We start from the raw sequence: 17,131 nt of genomic DNA on the forward strand, positions 1-17,131 counted from the left end.
TAATTTCCTATGACGCCATTACATTTTTAAGCAATATTCTGCCGTGGCTATGCTTTAATTTTCGGGTCCAGCGCGTCGCGTAAGCCATCGCCCAGCAAGTTGAAAGCCAGCACGGTAAGGAAGATAGCGAGTGCCGGGAAAACCGCCACATGCGGCGCGATGACCATATCCGCTCGCGCTTCATTGAGCATAGCCCCCCATTCTGGTGTCGGCGGCTGCGCCCCCAGGCCAAGAAATGAAAGGCTGGCAGCCGAGATGATCGAAGTGCCAATACGCATTGTGAAAAAGACGACAATGGAAGAGACAGTCCCGGGCAAGATATGGCGCAACAAGATGGTCATGTCGCTGGCACCAATACTGCGCGCCGATTCAATAAAAGTTTGCTGTTTCAACACCAGCGTGTTGCCGCGCACCAGACGGGCAAAAGCCGGAATGGAAAAGATGGCGACTGCGATAATTACGTTGGCAATACCGCTTCCTAACACCGCAACAACAGCAATCGCCAGTAAAATACCCGGGAAGGCAAACAGCACATCGCAAATACGCATAATCAATCGGTCCCACCAGCCTTCGTAATATCCCGCCAGTAAACCCAATAGCGTACCGATCGCCGCACCAATAAAGACAGCAAACACACCCGCCGCCAGCGAGATTTGCGCGCCGACCAGGACACGGCTGAAAATATCACGCCCCAGCGAGTCGACACCAAACCAGTGTTGCAAAGAAGGTCCGTTATTCAGGTTGTCATAATCGAAAAAATTCTCGGCATCATAGGGGGCGATCCAACGGGCCAAAATTGCCACCACAATCAGCAAAATAACGAACAGTGCGGCGGCCATCGCCATATGCTGACGGCGAAAACGTCGCCAGAACTCATGCCACGGTGTACGTACCTGGTCAGGTTTTACCAGTGGCATAGCGTTTAACACTGCCTGACGTCGCCAGTTAAATAGTCGCATCCTTACTTGTACCTGATAGCCGGGTTAATGGCGGCGTAAAGCACATCCACCACTAAGTTGATAAGAATAAACTCCAGCGAGAAGAGCAGAATTTCTGCCTGAATCACCGGGTAATCACGCATTTCTACCGAATCGACCAGTAAACGCCCAAGTCCGGGCCAGTTAAATACTTTCTCCACCACGATAGAGCCACCGAGCAAAAAGCCAAACTGCAATCCCATCATGGTGACCACAGGGATCATGGCGTTGCGTAAACCATGCTTGAGGACAACCCAGGTTTCGCTTACCCCTTTCGCCCTCGCGGTACGCATATAATCCTCACTTAAAACATCAACAAACGAGGCGCGGGTAAAACGCGCCATCACTGCCGCCACCGCCGCGCCGAGCGTCAGAGAAGGTAATATGTAATGCTGCCAACTGTCTGCACCTACGGTAGGCAACCAGCCCAGTTCAACAGAGAAAACCTGAATCAGCAGTATTCCGAGCGCAAATGCCGGAAATGAAATCCCTGATACTGCGATGGTCAAACTTAATCGATCCGGCCAACGGTTACGCCAGACGGCGGCGATAATACCCGCCGCCATGCCGAACAGCACCGCCCATGTCATACTGGTAATGGTCAACCACAGCGTAGGCATGAAACGGCTGGCGATCTCCTCGGCAACCGGACGACGCGACACCATCGACAGACCAAAATCCCCCTGCACGGCATTGCTGATATAGTGCCAGAACTGGTGATACAGCGGCTGATCCAGCCCCAGTTGCTGACGCACCAGTTCGATGACCTGCGCATCGGCTTCTGGACCGGCAATCAATCGCGCCGGGTCGCCGGGTAGCATATGGACAAACAAAAACACCAGCACCGAGACAATAAACAGCGTCGGAATCAGCCCCAGCAAGCGTTTGATAACGTAATTAAGCATTCCTCTCCCTGCGCTACTTATTGCAAATCCGCATCTTCAAAGCTAAAGCCAGTGTCTGGCATAATCCAAAAACCGCTCAGTTTTTTGCTGTGTGCCGACACCAGTTTTTCTACCACCAGCGGGATCCACGGCGACTCTTGCCAGATGGTATCCTGCACCGCCTTATACAAGCGCGCCTTTTCCGCTGGATCGTTGGTTTTCAGCGCCTGGGCAAGCTCGTCATCCACCTGCTTATTGCTGTAAAACGCAGTATTAAACAGCGTCGGTGGCCAGTTCTGCGAGGCGAACAGCGGCGATAGCGCCCAGTCAGCTTCACCGGTCGAGGCCGACCAGCCAGTATAGAACATTCGCACGCCGCTCTCTTTCTGCCCTTTACCTTCAACTTCTGCCGCCCGCTGCCCGGCATCCATCGCCGTTACCTGGGCTTTAATCCCCACCTGCGCTAGCTGTTGCTGGGTAAATTGCAGCACTTTCTGCGCGGTACTGTGATTATGTGATGACCACAATGTGGTACTGAAACCGTTGGGATATCCCGCCTCTTTTAATAGTTCGCGCGCTTTAGCCGGATCGTAAGGCCACGGTTTATAACTTTGCGCGTAGGCAATACTCGGTGGCACCACACCAGTGGCAGGAACGGCATATCCCGCAAAGGCCACTTTCACCAGTGCCTGACGGTTGATGGCGTAATTCAGTGCCTCACGCACTTTTGGGTTATCGAATGGTTTCTGCGTCACGTTCATACTGATATAACGCTGCATAATCGACGGGCTGGCCATCAGCTCGATATTTTTGTTCTTGTCCAGTAGCGCAGCTTGTTCATAAGGGATAGGGAAAGCAAACTGCGCTTCACCGGTTTGCAGCATTGCCGCGCGGGTATTGTTGTCCGCCACCGGACGCCAGGTGATGCTGTCCAGTTTGGGCAAGCCTGGCTGCCAGTAACCCGCAAATTTTTTAACCTTCACAAAATCGGTCTGGTTCCAGGTATCCAGTGCATACGGTCCGGTTCCGACCGGATGAAAACCAATCTCCTTGCCATATTTTTCCAGCGCCGCCGGTGAAATCATCGCAGTCGCCGGGTGAGCGAGGATGTTAATAAACGCGGAGAACGGTTGCTTGAGCGTAATCTTCACCGTTGTCGGATCGACCGCTTCAGTTTTGGCAATATTTTTGTACAAGTTATAGCGTTTTAGATGATTTGCCGGATCGCTGGCTCGGTCCAGATTCGCTTTGACGGCTGCGGCGTTAAAGTCGGTGCCGTCCTGGAACTTAATCCCTTCGCGCAATTTCACGGTGTAAGTGAGGCCGTCATCGGAAACGGTATAACTCTCCGCCAGCACGTTTTTCAGTTTCATCTCTTTATCCAGACCGAACAGTCCCTGATAAAAAGATTTCGCTACGGCCTGAGATAACGTGTCATTCGCGTCATACGGATCGAGCGTAGTGAAGTTCGATCCCACTGCCACAACCACATCTTTGGCAGCGAATGCACAAGGTGCCATCAACGCTGCGGCAATGCCCAGCGCCACTAACCCACTACGGTGTACAGCTCTTGCCATTTTATTCTCCGCCTGAATGTTATCTACGCAAAAATGCGTACTCTGATTGTGGTTGTGCGACGTAATGCCCTGGCCCGACGCATTGCAACGAGACGGCGGCAACCTCTTCGCCACGCAGATGAATATTGCTGGGAAGATCATCCGACAGCAGCACGCGCTGCGGTCGTAGTCGGGACGGTTCAGCGACCGGAACTGCCGCCAGTAATTTACGTGTATAAGGGTGCTGCGGATTTTCAAAGACCGCACGCCGTGGACCAATTTCAACGATTTGCCCGAGATACATCACCGCCACACGATGACTGATCCGCTCTACAACGGCCATATCGTGGGAGATAAACAGAAAGGCGATGCCAAACTCGCGCTGGAGATCGAGCAACAAGTTGATGATTTGCCCACGGATAGAAACATCCAGCGCCGAGACGGCTTCATCGGCAATGATCACTTTTGGATTCAATGCCAACGCGCGAGCAATGCAGATGCGCTGACGCTGACCGCCGGAAAACTCATGCGGGTAACGCCACGCATGTTCAGGTAACAGGCCAACGCGTTCCAGCAACCACGCAACGCGTGCAGCAGCTTCTTCACCTTGCAATAAACCGTGTACACGCAGCGGTTCGACAATCGAATCACCAATGGTCTGACGTGGGTCCAGCGAGGCGTAAGGGTCCTGAAAAATAAACTGAATATCGCGGCGCAATGCCTGAAGTTTGCCAGGTGAAAGGGTATCGATTCGCTGCCCTTTGAAGATGATTTCGCCGCCCTGGGATTCAACCAGGCGCAGCAACGCCCTACCGGTGGTTGATTTGCCACTCCCGGACTCTCCCACCAGCGACAACGTTTCGCCAGGCCAGAGATCAAAACTGACCTTCTCAACCGCATGCACTTCTCGCGTAACGCGATTCAGTAAGCCACTACGTAAAGGGAAACGGGTCACCAGATTACGCACCTGTAAAACAGGGTCGCCATCAACCACCGTTTTCTGCTCGACAGGTCGTTCATGTTTAGCCGGATGTTCAAGTGATATCAGCGGGAAACGGCGAGGATAATCTTGCCCTTTCATCGCCCCCAACTGCGGCACGGCAGCCAACAGCGCGCGGGTATAAGGATGCTGTGGCGCATGAAAAATCTGTTCAACGCTGCCCGTTTCGACCGCTTCGCCCTGATACATCACCAGCACCCGATCGGCTATCTCCGCCACCACGCCCATGTCGTGAGTAATAAAGATGACGCCCATCGACATCTCTTTTTGCAATACTTTGATTAATTGCAGGATCTGCGCCTGAATGGTGACGTCCAGCGCGGTGGTTGGTTCATCCGCAATCAGCACCGCCGGGCGACATGACAGCGCCATTGCAATCATCACTCGCTGGCGCATCCCGCCGGAGAGTTGATGCGGATAACGCGAAAGAATGGTTTGGGCTTCCGGGATGCGAACCTGATCCAGCATCCGCTTCGCCTCTACCATCGCCTGTTCACGACTGGCGTTTTGATGCAAACGGATAGACTCGGCGATCTGCTCACCCACAGTAAATACCGGATTCAGCGAGGTCATCGGCTCCTGAAAAATCATCGCGATATCTGCGCCGCGCACATGCTGTATTTGACTGGCACTCTGCTCGTTAAGCTCAATCACTTCACGACTGCGTCGCCGCAACAGCATTTTATCGCACTGCACCAGACCGCCTGTTTGTTCCAATAGACGCATCAATGCCAGTGCTGTGACAGATTTACCGGAACCTGATTCCCCGACAATGGCCAGCGTCTCGCCGCGTCGCAGCCGAAAAGAAAGATTGCGCACCGCAGCCACTTTCTGCTGGTCCTGCATAAAGGCAATGTTGAGATTATCGACCGCCAGGACATCACCGGCATCAAGTTCATCACTGTGTGGCAACGGTGTCCCCTTTTTCGCGGTAGATACCAGTGGTTGGTGTATCGCCTGCATAGCCCCAGGCGCGATACATTCCTTCGGTGTTAAACGGTAGTGCGACGTTACCTTCGTGGTCGACAGCGATTAAGCCACCGCTGCCGCCAAGCGCCGGGAGTTTTTCCATCACCACCCGCTCGCAGGCTTCCGCGAGGCTTAGACCGCCATAATCCATTAACGCGCCGATGTCATACACCGCCAGCGCGCGGATGAAGACTTCGCCCGTACCGGTACAAGAAACCGCCACACTGGCGTTATTGGCGTAGCATCCAGCACCCACTAAGGGACTATCGCCCACTCGTCCGGGTAATTTATTGGTCATTCCGCCCGTGGACGTGGCGGCCGCCAGATTGCCGTGTAAATCCAACGCCACGGCGCCCACCGTACCCATTTTTTGTTTTTCATCCAGCGGAGCGCCGCTATGGTCGAGGACGGTTTCCCCACACTCACGCGCCGCCAGCAGCTGTTCATAACGCAAAGGCGTAGAGAAAATCTCCGGCGAGACGCGCTCCATGCCATGAGAAAAAGCAAAGTTTTCCGCCCCCTCACCAATCATCATCACATGCGGGCTTTGCTCCATCACCAGACGAGCGGCAAGAATTGGGTTGCGCAGATGGCTAACGCCCGCCACCGCCCCCGCTTTCAGGGTGTTGCCATCCATCACGCAGGCGTCCAGTTCATGCGTTTCATCACGCGTAAAGACGGCGCCAATTCCGGCGTTAAAGAGCGGACACTCTTCCAGCAGGCGCACCGCTTCTGTCACCACATCCAGCGCGCTTTCGCCCGCTTCGAGCATTTGCTGTCCGGTTTCAACAATGGCAGACAGCGCCTCAATGTAGCGTAATTCCTGTTGCAGACTCATCTGTGCGCGGCTAATTGCGCCTGCGCCGCCGTGGATTGCAATGACTGCTTTGCCCATAGTCTTCGTCCATTAAGGGTGGCTCGCCACTTTTGCTATAAATATCAGAATTTTTATGAATTACTCATTCAATTTTTGAATATAGAAAGATGTATATGGCATGTAAAGGCGAGTGTCTGCTCTACGACCGAGGTGGCATACAGTCTGTGGCGTTTTTCTGACATAATAGGCAAATTCGATTTTGCCTCCGCAGGAGTGTTTTCATGGAATTTACCACCGGATTGATGTCGCTCGACACCGCGCTTAATGAGATGCTTTCTCGCGTTACCCCACTGACCGCCCAGGAAACGCTGCCACTGGTACAGTGTTTTGGCCGTATTCTGGCGAGCGATGTGGTTTCGCCGCTGGATGTCCCAGGGTTTGATAACTCCGCAATGGACGGTTACGCGGTACGTTTGGCCGATATCACCTCCGGACAACCGCTGCCCGTTGCCGGGAAGTCGTTTGCCGGTCAGCCTTATCATGGCGAGTGGCCCGCTGGCACCTGCATCCGCATTATGACTGGCGCACCAGTACCGGAAGGCTGCGAAGCAGTGGTAATGCAGGAACAGACTGAACTAACGGACAATGGCGTACGTTTTACCGCTGAAGTGCATAGCGGGCAAAATATTCGCCGTCGCGGTGAAGATATCTCTGCGGGCGCGGTTGTTTTTCCGGCAGGTACTCGCCTGACTACCGCTGAACTGCCAGTGATTGCTTCGCTAGGGATTGCCGAAGCTCCGGTGATTCGTAAAGTGCGAGTGGCGCTATTTTCCACGGGTGATGAGTTGCAGTTACCCGGTCAGCCTCTGGGCGATGGGCAAATTTACGATACCAACCGCCTCGCGGTGCATTTGATGTTAGAACAGCTGGGTTGTGAAGTAATCAACTCAGGGATTATTCGCGACGATCCACATGCCCTGCGCGCCGCATTTATTGAAGCCGACAGCCAGGCGGATGTGGTGATCAGTTCCGGTGGTGTTTCGGTTGGTGAAGCGGATTACACCAAAACCATTCTCGAAGAACTGGGCGAAATTGCGTTCTGGAAACTGGCGATTAAACCGGGCAAACCGTTCGCGTTTGGTAAACTCTCCAATAGCTGGTTCTGCGGCCTGCCGGGCAATCCGGTTTCTGCGACGCTGACCTTCTATCAATTAGTACAACCTTTGCTGGCCAAATTAAGCGGCAATACCGCCAGTGGCCTGCCCGCGCGCCAGCGCGTACGCACGGCATCTCGTCTGAAGAAATCCCCTGGACGTCTTGATTTCCAGCGCGGCGTGCTGCAACGCAACGCCGACGGCGAGCTGGAAGTTACGACCACCGGGCATCAGGGTTCACATATATTTAGCTCCTTTAGCCTCGGCAACTGCTTTATCGTGCTGGAGCGCGATCGCGGCAATGTTGAAGCGGGCGAATGGGTGGAAGTCGAGCCATTTAATGCGTTGTTCGGAGGCCTGTAATGGCGGAACTCAGCGATCAGGAGATGCTGCGCTACAATCGGCAAATCATCCTGCGTGGTTTTGATTTTGACGGTCAGGAAGCATTGAAAGATTCCCGCGTGCTGGTCGTTGGCCTGGGCGGCCTCGGCTGCGCAGCCTCGCAGTATCTGGCAAGCGCCGGTGTCGGCAACCTGACGCTGCTCGACTTCGACACGGTTTCGCTCTCAAATTTACAGCGCCAGACGCTGCACAGTGATGCTACGGTCGGGCAACCGAAGGTGGAATCAGCCCGTGACGCACTGGCGCGGATCAATCCACATATCGCGATTACGCCGGTAAACGCGTTGCTTGATGACGCTGAACTGGCTGCGTTGATTGCTGAACACAATCTGGTGCTCGACTGTACGGATAACGTTGCGGTACGTAATCAACTGAACGCGGGCTGTTTTGCCGCGAAGGTGCCGCTGGTTTCCGGCGCGGCAATTCGTATGGAAGGGCAAATCACGGTCTTTACTTATCAGGACGGTGAGCCGTGCTATCGCTGCCTTAGCCGTTTGTTTGGCGAGAACGCGTTAACCTGCGTGGAAGCGGGCGTAATGGCACCGTTGATTGGGGTGATTGGTTCGTTGCAGGCAATGGAAGCGATAAAACTGCTGGCAGGTTATGGCAAACCCGCCAGCGGTAAAATCGTAATGTACGATGCGATGACTTGTCAGTTTCGAGAAATGAAACTGATGCGTAATCCGGGGTGTGAGGTGTGCGGGCATTAATTGCCAGCTCCGGGCCTGATAAGATGCGGCAAGCGGCGCATCAGGCATTTGCTCCAGGCGCCAGATGCGGCGTGAACGCCTTATCTGGCCTACGGTTCGGGCGCAGATTTCCAGGTCTGATAAGACGCGGCAGGCATCAGTGCACTCCGCCACGTCAACAGCAATTTATGAGGATGACAAGCGCCCTGTTAAATCGACGTTCTGCCAAACGCCCCCTGCCAGTCCTGCTCAAACTTCGCCACGGCGGCATCAACTGCCGGATAGCTAATCATCTGTTGCGCGACATCCAGCGGCAGTGTGATTGATTCGCATCCTGCCAATAAGCAGTCCAGCGCCTGACGCGGGGTTTTGAAACTGGCTGCCAGCACTTTCGCCTGTGGCGCGTGCATTTTCAGTAACTGGTGTAAGTCAGTCACCGTCTGAATACCACTCCCGCCCTGGGCATCAATTCGGTTGACGTAAGGCGCAACATACTCCGCACCCGCCAGCGCCGACAGCAGCCCTTGCGCTGCCCCATACACCGCCGTACCCAGCGTCGGAATACCTTCCGCTTTTAATAGCTTAATCGCTGCCAGCCCCTCTGCAGTCACAGGTACTTTAACCACGATATCCGCAATAATAGAACGCAGTTTACGCGCATCGTTCACCATACCTTCAGCAGTAGTAGACATGACCTGCGCAAACAAACGCCCCTGTCCGCCCATCGCCTCATGTAACTCAGGAAGTAAAACTTCCAGAGGCTTCTTACCTGCCGCCACAATACTTGGATTAGTGGTCACACCCGCCAACGGAAAAACACGAGCCAGCGTCTTCACTGCGGCGACGTCTGAAGTATCCAGATACAGTTCCATAGTCATCCTCTAAATCTACTTTTGTATGAAATCAGACTATCACGAAAAAACTCTCTGAACAGTTGATGCACATCAATCTAACTTTCATTCAAAAGTATTTTAATGTTTGAACGAAAAAGAGGGGCATCTATGATCTTCAACATTCAGCGCTATTCGACCCACGACGGTCCCGGTATCCGCACGGTAGTTTTCCTAAAGGGGTGCTCGCTGGGCTGCCGCTGGTGTCAGAACCCGGAAAGCCGCGCCCGCACGCAAGATCTGCTGTATGACGCACGACTGTGTCTGGAAGGCTGCGAACTATGCTCAAAAACCGCTCCGGAAGTGATTGAGCGCGCGCTGAATGGTTTACTCATTCACAGGGAAAAGTTAACGCCTGAACATCTGACGGCGCTGACCGACTGCTGTCCGACTCAGGCATTAACCGTGTGCGGTGAAGCGAAAAGCGTTGAGGAGATCATGGCGACCGTTCTGCGCGATAAACCATTTTACGATCGCAGCGGCGGCGGTTTAACGCTTTCCGGTGGTGAGCCGTTTATGCAGCCGGAAATGGCAATGGCACTACTGCAAGCCAGCCACGAGGCCGGTATTCATACTGCGGTAGAAACCTGTCTGCATGTGCCGTGGAAATATATCGCCCCTTCTCTGCCCTATATCGATCTGTTTCTTGCCGATTTAAAACACGTTGCCGACGCGCCGTTTAAACAGTGGACTGACGGCAGCGCCGCCAGAGTGCTGGATAATCTGAAAAAACTCGCCGCAGCGGGCAAAAAAATCATCATTCGCGTGCCGCTGATTCAGGGCTTTAATGCCGATGAAGCCAGTGTGAAAGCCATTACTGATTTTGCCGCCAGTGAACTGCACGTTAACGAAATCCATTTCTTGCCCTACCACACGCTGGGCATCAACAAATATCACTTACTTAATCTGCCCTATGACGCCCCGGAAAAACCGCTTGATGCGCCAGAACTGCTCGACTTTGCCCAGCAGTATGCCTGCCAGAAAGGGTTAACCGCGACCTTACGAGGATAACAATCATGACAACACTGAAACTGGACACGCTCAGCGACCGCATTAAAGCGCACAAAAATGCGCTGGTGCATATTGTGAAACCGCCGGTCTGTACCGAGCGCGCACAGCACTATACTGAGATGTATCAACAACATCTCGACAAGCCAATCCCGGTACGTCGCGCGCTGGCGCTGGCGCACCACCTGGCGAATCGCACCATCTGGATCAAACACGATGAGTTGATCATTGGCAACCAGGCAAGCGAAGTTCGCGCCGCGCCGATCTTCCCGGAATATACCGTCTCCTGGATCGAAAAAGAGATTGATGATCTGGCGGATCGTCCGGGTGCTGGTTTTGCGGTCAGCGAAGAGAACAAACGTGTTCTGCATGAAGTGTGCCCATGGTGGCGCGGTCAGACCGTACAGGATCGCTGCTATGGCATGTTTACCGATGAGCAAAAAGGCCTGCTGGCGACTGGCATCATTAAAGCGGAGGGCAATATGACCTCCGGCGATGCGCACCTGGCGGTCAATTTCCCGCTGCTGTTGGAAAAAGGGCTTGATGGTCTGCGCGAGAAAGTGGCAGAGCGCCGCTCACGTATCAACCTGACTGTGCTGGAAGATTTGCACGGCGAGCAGTTCCTGAAAGCGATTGATATCGTACTGGTGGCAGTCAGTGAACACATTGAACGTTTCGCTGCACTGGCGCGAGAAATGGCCGCCACCGAATCCCGCGAAAGTCGTCGTGATGAACTGCTGGCGATGGCAGAAAACTGCGACATCATCGCCCACCAGCCGCCGCAAACTTTCTGGCAGGCGCTGCAACTGTGCTACTTCATCCAGCTGATTTTGCAGATTGAATCTAACGGTCACTCGGTGTCGTTTGGTCGTATGGATCAGTATCTCTATCCGTACTATCGCCGCGACGTTGAACTCAACCAGACGCTGGATCGCGAACACGTTATCGAGATGCTGCATAGCTGCTGGCTGAAACTGCTGGAAGTGAACAAGATCCGCTCCGGCTCGCACTCAAAAGCCTCTGCGGGAAGTCCGCTGTATCAGAACGTCACCATTGGCGGGCAAAATCTGGTTGATGGTCAGCCGATGGACGCGGTGAATCCACTCTCTTACGCAATCCTCGAATCTTGCGGTCGCCTGCGTTCGACTCAGCCTAACCTCAGCGTGCGTTACCATGCGGGAATGAGCAACGATTTCCTCGATGCCTGTGTGCAGGTGATCCGCTGCGGCTTCGGGATGCCTGCGTTCAACAACGACGAAATCGTGATTCCGGAATTTATTAAACTCGGTATTGAACCGCAGGACGCTTACGACTACGCAGCGATTGGTTGTATCGAAACCGCCGTCGGCGGTAAATGGGGCTATCGTTGCACCGGCATGAGCTTTATCAACTTCGCTCGCGTGATGCTGGCGGCGCTGGAAGGTGGTCGTGATGCCACCAGCGGCAAAGTGTTCCTGCCACAAGAAAAAGCGTTGTCAGCGGGTAACTTCAACAACTTCGATGAAGTCATGGACGCGTGGGATACGCAAATCCGTTACTACACCCGCAAATCAATCGAAATCGAATATGTCGTCGACACCATGCTGGAAGAGAACGTGCACGATATTCTCTGCTCGGCGCTGGTGGATGACTGTATTGAGCGAGCGAAAAGTATCAAGCAAGGCGGCGCGAAATATGACTGGGTTTCTGGCCTGCAGGTCGGCATTGCCAACCTCGGCAACAGCCTGGCGGCAGTGAAGAAACTGGTATTTGAACAGGGCGCGATTGGTCAGCAACAACTGGCTGCCTCACTGGCGGAAGACTTCGACGGTCTGACTCACGAGCAGTTGCGTCAGCGTCTGATTAACGGCGCGCCGAAGTACGGCAACGACGATGATAGCGTCGATACGCTGCTGGCTCGTGCTTATCAGACCTATATCGACGAACTGAAACAGTATCATAACCCACGCTACGGTCGTGGCCCGATCGGCGGCAATTATTACGCAGGTACATCATCTATTTCCGCCAACGTACCATTCGGCGCGCAGACTATGGCAACGCCGGACGGACGTAAAGCGCATACCCCGCTGGCAGAAGGCGCAAGCCCGGCCTCCGGCACCGACCATCTCGGCCCAACGGCGGTCATCGGCTCAGTGGGTAAACTGCCTACCGCAGCGATTCTCGGCGGTGTGTTGCTCAACCAGAAACTGAACCCGGCGACGCTGGAGAACGAATCTGACAAGCAGAAACTGATGATCCTGCTGCGCACCTTCTTCGAAGTGCATAAAGGCTGGCACATTCAGTACAACATCGTTTCCCGCGAAACATTGCTGGAAGCGAAAAAACATCCGGATCAATACCGCGATCTGGTGGTGCGCGTAGCAGGTTATTCCGCCTTCTTCACTGCGCTCTCTCCAGACGCGCAGGACGATATCATCGCCCGTACCGAACATATGCTGTAACTCTTCCGCCCAGCGGCCACCGTCGCCGGGCTATATCATTCACAGTATCAATTTCTCGCTCAATTACATTCGAAATAAATTTGTGCCCTGCGTCACATTGTTATTACACTGTGGCGGTTTGCATTCATTGCCAGGAGCACTTCTTATGAGCGTAAAAGTTATCGTCACAGACATGGACGGTACTTTTCTAAACGACGCCAAAACGTACAATCATGAGCGTTTTATGGCGCAATATCAGGAACTGAAAAATCGCGATATTGAGTTCGTTGTCGCCAGCGGTAACCAGTATTACCAGCTCATTTCCTTCTTCCCTGAGCTAAAAGATGAAATCTCTTTTGTTGCAGAAAACGGCGCTCTGGTTTACGAACACGGCAAGCAGCTTTTTCACGGCGAACTGACCCGACATGAATCGCGGATTGTTATTGGCGAGTTATTGAAAGATAAACAACTGAATTTTGTTGCCTGTGGTTTGCAAAGTGCATACATCAGTGAAAATGCCCCGGAATCATTCGTTGCATTGATGGCAAAACACTACCATCGCCTGAAACCTGTAAAGGATTACCAGGACATTGACGACGTACTGTTCAAGTTTTCTCTGAACCTGCCGGATGAACAGATCCCACTGGTGATAGACAAACTGCACATTGCACTCGACGGCATTATGAAACCGGTGACCAGTGGTTTTGGGTTTATTGACCTGATTATACCTGGCCTGCATAAAGCGAACGGTATTTCACGGTTGATAAAACGCTGGGATTTGTCGCCGCAAAATGTAGTGGCAATTGGTGACAGCGGTAACGACGCCGAAATGTTAAAAATGGCGCATTACTCTTTTGCAATGGGCAATGCTGCTGAAAGTATTAAACAAATCGCTCATTACGCTACGGATGACAATAATCATGAAGGCGCGCTGAATGTAATTCAGGCGGTGCTGGATAACATCGCTCCTTTCAATCGTTGATCTTCCCCCGGGCCGGAGTGACCACTTCGGCCTCTCGCCTTTTTGCTCGCTTTGTGCGGTGACTCAAGATCTTTATCTTGCGTTAACTTATTTTTAACTTAAAGTATCAATCGTAATCATTTTACTTTCGAACGAAAGATGAGAGGTTGATATGGCTTTTTCCTGTGAGACGCTGCCCACAGATGCGAAAGCGGCTATCCGAGAAATGAAAGCTGCGCTGCGGGAACAGCTCGGTGATGTACAACAGGTTTTCGATACACTCTCTGCAAAAATCGAAACGCGTGTTGCTGAAATCGATGCCCTAAAAGCGCAAGGGCTGCCGGTTTGGCCGGAAGTTTCTTATAGCGATATTGCCGCAGGGACAGTAAGCGATGTCACTCGCAATGAAATTAAACGTCGCGGCTGTGCAGTAATAAAAGGTCATTTCCCTCGCGAGCAGGCGCTGGCGTGGGATCGTGCCATGCTCGATTATCTCGATATCAATCATTTTGATGATGTTTATAAAGGCCCTGGCGACAGTTTTTTCGGCTCACTGGAGGCTTCTCGTCCCGAAATCTATCCCATTTACTGGTCACAAGCACAGATGCAGGCGCGGCAGAGCGAAAATATGGCTGCTGTGCAATCTTTCCTGAACCGCCTGTGGAAGTCTGAAAGCAACGGCAAGCAGTGGTTTGATCCTGATATCAGTGTGATTTACCCGGATAGGATCCGTCGCCGCCCTCCAGGTACTACATCTAAAGGTCTGGGCGCGCATACCGATTCTGGTGCGCTGGAACGGTGGTTATTGCCCGCTTATCAGCGCGTTTTTGCCAATGTGTTCAATGGTAATTTCGATGATTACGATCCCTGGGATGCTGCACACCGGACTGATGTCGAAGAGTACACGGTGGATAACACGACCAAATGTTCAGTGTTCCGCACGTTTCAAGGCTGGACTGCGCTCTCTGATATGATATCGGGTCAGGGATTGTTGCATGTGGTGCCTATCCCGGAAGCGATGGCGTATGTTTTATTGCGCCCGCTGCTGGATGACGTACCGGACGATGAACTGTGCGGGGTTGCACCTGGCAAAGTTCTTCCCATTTCAGAGAAATGGCATCCACTATTGATTAAAGCGCTGACATCCATTCCCGCGATAACAGCAGGGGATTCCGTCTGGTGGCACTGCGATGTGATTCACTCCGTCGCGCCAGTAGACAATCAACAGGGTTGGGGCAACGTGATGTATATCCCTGCTGCGCCAATGTGCGAGAAAAATCGGGCTTATGCACACAAAGTCAAAATGGCGCTGGAAAAAGGCGCATCACCGGGCGACTTCCCGCGGGAAGATTATGAAGCAAACTGGGAAAGCCGCTTTACACTGGATGATCTGAACATTCACGGTAAGCGCGCACTGGGCATGGACGTGTAAGAGTTGATGGATTATTGGAAGTGAGGTTAAGGAAGTAGGTTCGATGTTGCTCAGATTGCTGACAAAGTGCGCTTTGTTCATGCCGGATGCGGCGTTACCGCCTTATCCGACCTAAAACGGCTTGCAGATTCAATACATTGCAGGTCCTGCGTAGGCCTGATAAGCGTAGCGCATCAGGCAATCTTGCGTTTGTCCTCAGCCACCGTCACCCCGACTGTATCGGGGTGACGGGCAATAACTTACTCGATCCCTCTGCTACGCAGGTAATCTTCGTAATTACCGCTAAAGTCGATCACGCGTTCCGGAGTGATTTCCAGAATGCGGGTCGCCAGGGAGCTTACAAACTCACGGTCGTGAGAAACAAAGATCAGCGTACCCTGATACAGTTCCAGCGCCATGTTCAGTGACTCGATGGATTCCATATCCAGGTGGTTGGTCGGTTCGTCCATGATCAGAATGTTCGGCTTCTGCATCATTAACTTACCAAACAGCATCCGCCCTTTTTCCCCACCGGAAAGCACTTTAGCTGGCTTTTTGATATCGTCCTGGCTGAACAGTAAACGACCGAGAATGCTGCGTACCGCCTGCTCGTCATCGCCTTCCTGCTTCCACTGGCTCATCCATTCGAACACGGTCAGATCATTTTCAAACTCATATTCGTGGTCCTGGGCATAGTAACCAATGCGCGCGTTCTCAGACCATTTTACGGTGCCGCTGTCCGGTTGCAGATCGCCCACCAGCGTTTTTAACAGGGTCGATTTACCGACGCCGTTGGTACCCAGTACCGCCAGTTTTTCACCGACTTCCAGCAGCAGGTTAAGATTTTTAAACAGCGGACCGTTATCAAACCCTTTGGTCAGACCTTCCACTTCCAGCGCGTTACGGAACAGTTTCTTATCCTGCTCAAAACGAATGAACGGGTTCTGACGACTGGAGGCTTTTACCTCTTCCAGTTTGATTTTATCAATCTGACGCGCGCGCGAAGTCGCCTGGCGAGATTTCGAGGCGTTGGCGCTAAAGCGGCTAACGAAGGATTGCAGCTCAGCAATCTGCGCTTTCTTCTTGGCATTATCAGCCAGCAGACGTTCACGCGCCTGGGTCGCGGCCGTCATGTACTCATCGTAGTTGCCCGGATAAACGCGCAGTTCCCCGTAGTCCAGATCCGCCATGTGGGTACAAACCATGTTGAGGAAGTGACGGTCGTGCGAAATGATGATCATGGTACTGTCACGCTCGTTCAGCACCTGCTCCAGCCAGCGAATGGTGTCGATGTCCAGGTTGTTGGTCGGTTCGTCGAGCAGGAGAATGTCCGGGTCAGCAAACAGCGCCTGCGCCAGCAGCACACGCAGCTTCCAGCCAGGAGCAACTTCACTCATCGGGCCGTAGTGTTGTTCCAGTGGAATACCGACGCCAAGCAACAATTCCCCCGCACGCGATTCTGCAGAGTAACCGTCCATTTCGCCGTATTTCACTTCCAGATCGGCCACTTTGTAGCCATCTTCTTCACTCATTTCCGGCAAAGCATAGATGCGGTCGCGCTCTTGCTTCACTTCCCACAACTCTTTATGCCCCATGATCACCGTATCCAGCACGGTGTACTCTTCAAAGGCAAATTGATCCTGGCGCAGCTTACCAATGCGCTCATTCGGATCGAGGGAAACGTTGCCCAGCGTCGGCTCAAGGTCGCCGCCGAGGATTTTCATAAAGGTGGATTTACCACTACCGTTCGCGCCAATCAGGCCGTAACGGTTGCCGCCGCCAAATTTGACGGAAATGTTTTCAAACAACGGCTTACTGCCGAACTGCATGGTGACGTTACTGGAAACTAACACAGGCGTATCCTGAAAAGAGATATGACAAACCGCGCATTATGCCATAAGTCTGAAAGAAGATCCCGTCCGGCGCTTAAGGTCTACACTCTTCCCAAAGGCAAAAAATGTGATTTAGTACACATCTGATTTCACTGTTAGCT

The 17,131-nt window shown here is 53.0% G+C and carries 13 protein-coding genes; 6 read left to right on the forward strand and 7 right to left on the reverse strand.

Features of this window, described 5'->3' with window-relative positions:
* Positions 1–47: 47 nt before the first annotated feature.
* The 5 genes from gsiD to iaaA are packed head-to-tail and all read right to left on the reverse strand — an operon-like array spanning position 48 to position 6,281.
* A complete protein-coding gene (gene gsiD, locus FEK43_RS07995) occupies positions 48–959 on the reverse strand; it encodes a glutathione ABC transporter permease GsiD (RefSeq protein WP_135406257.1) in 912 nt (303 codons plus the stop codon).
* A 2-nt stretch (positions 960–961) separates the two neighbouring features.
* On the reverse strand, positions 962–1,882 hold the full coding sequence (gene gsiC, locus FEK43_RS08000; protein WP_135406256.1) for a glutathione ABC transporter permease GsiC: 921 nt from the start codon (positions 1,880–1,882) through the stop codon (positions 962–964).
* A 17-nt stretch (positions 1,883–1,899) separates the two neighbouring features.
* Complete coding sequence (gene gsiB / locus FEK43_RS08005) at positions 1,900–3,438, reverse strand: glutathione ABC transporter substrate-binding protein GsiB (protein ID WP_135406255.1); 1,539 nt, start codon at positions 3,436–3,438, stop codon at positions 1,900–1,902.
* Between the two features lie 19 nt (positions 3,439–3,457).
* The gene (gsiA, locus tag FEK43_RS08010; protein WP_135406298.1) at positions 3,458–5,329 is read right to left on the reverse strand and encodes a glutathione ABC transporter ATP-binding protein GsiA; all 1,872 of its coding nucleotides are present in this window, start codon (positions 5,327–5,329) and stop codon (positions 3,458–3,460) included.
* Positions 5,316–6,281 carry a beta-aspartyl-peptidase gene (gene iaaA, locus FEK43_RS08015; protein ID WP_135406254.1) on the reverse strand — a complete coding sequence of 322 codons (966 nt, stop codon included), beginning with the start codon at positions 6,279–6,281 and terminating at the stop codon, positions 5,316–5,318. The genes gsiA and iaaA overlap by 14 nt, the downstream gene beginning before the upstream one ends.
* 203 nt (positions 6,282–6,484) lie before the next feature.
* Between iaaA and moeA the strand changes: the two genes are divergently transcribed.
* Positions 6,485–7,720: a molybdopterin molybdotransferase MoeA gene (gene moeA, locus FEK43_RS08020; RefSeq protein ID WP_135406253.1), complete on the forward strand. Its 1,236-nt coding sequence runs from the start codon at positions 6,485–6,487 to the stop codon at positions 7,718–7,720.
* A complete protein-coding gene (moeB, locus tag FEK43_RS08025) occupies positions 7,720–8,469 on the forward strand; it encodes a molybdopterin-synthase adenylyltransferase MoeB (protein WP_130258173.1) in 750 nt (249 codons plus the stop codon). Before moeA ends, moeB begins: the two co-directional genes overlap by 1 nt.
* A 188-nt stretch (positions 8,470–8,657) precedes the next feature.
* On the opposite strand, the gene fsa is transcribed toward moeB, so the two are convergent.
* Positions 8,658–9,320: a fructose-6-phosphate aldolase gene (gene fsa / locus FEK43_RS08030; protein ID WP_130214784.1), complete on the reverse strand. Its 663-nt coding sequence runs from the start codon at positions 9,318–9,320 to the stop codon at positions 8,658–8,660.
* 129 nt (positions 9,321–9,449) lie between these two features.
* On the opposite strand from fsa, the gene FEK43_RS08035 reads away from it, so the two are divergent.
* The 4 genes from FEK43_RS08035 (at position 9,450) to FEK43_RS08050 (ending at position 15,159) form a co-directional block, all read left to right on the forward strand.
* On the forward strand, positions 9,450–10,349 hold the full coding sequence (locus tag FEK43_RS08035; RefSeq protein WP_135406252.1) for a glycyl-radical enzyme activating protein: 900 nt from the start codon (positions 9,450–9,452) through the stop codon (positions 10,347–10,349).
* Between the two features lie 5 nt (positions 10,350–10,354).
* On the forward strand, positions 10,355–12,787 hold the full coding sequence (locus FEK43_RS08040) for a glycyl radical protein (protein ID WP_135406251.1): 2,433 nt from the start codon (positions 10,355–10,357) through the stop codon (positions 12,785–12,787).
* A 145-nt stretch (positions 12,788–12,932) separates the two neighbouring features.
* Positions 12,933–13,748 (forward strand): sugar-phosphatase YbiV, encoded by an 816-nt coding sequence (ybiV, locus tag FEK43_RS08045; RefSeq protein ID WP_135406250.1) that lies wholly within the window; start codon positions 12,933–12,935, stop codon positions 13,746–13,748.
* A gap of 151 nt (positions 13,749–13,899) precedes the next feature.
* On the forward strand, positions 13,900–15,159 hold the full coding sequence (locus tag FEK43_RS08050; RefSeq protein ID WP_135406249.1) for a DUF1479 domain-containing protein: 1,260 nt from the start codon (positions 13,900–13,902) through the stop codon (positions 15,157–15,159).
* A 239-nt stretch (positions 15,160–15,398) separates the two neighbouring features.
* On the opposite strand, the gene FEK43_RS08055 is transcribed toward FEK43_RS08050, so the two are convergent.
* Positions 15,399–16,991 carry an ABC-F family ATPase gene (locus FEK43_RS08055; protein WP_130205149.1) on the reverse strand — a complete coding sequence of 531 codons (1,593 nt, stop codon included), beginning with the start codon at positions 16,989–16,991 and terminating at the stop codon, positions 15,399–15,401.
* Positions 16,992–17,131 lie beyond the last annotated feature (140 nt).

The sequence above is a fragment of the Escherichia sp. E2562 genome, assembly GCF_005781075.1.
In the GTDB taxonomy this organism is placed as follows: Bacteria; Pseudomonadota; Gammaproteobacteria; order Enterobacterales; family Enterobacteriaceae; genus Escherichia.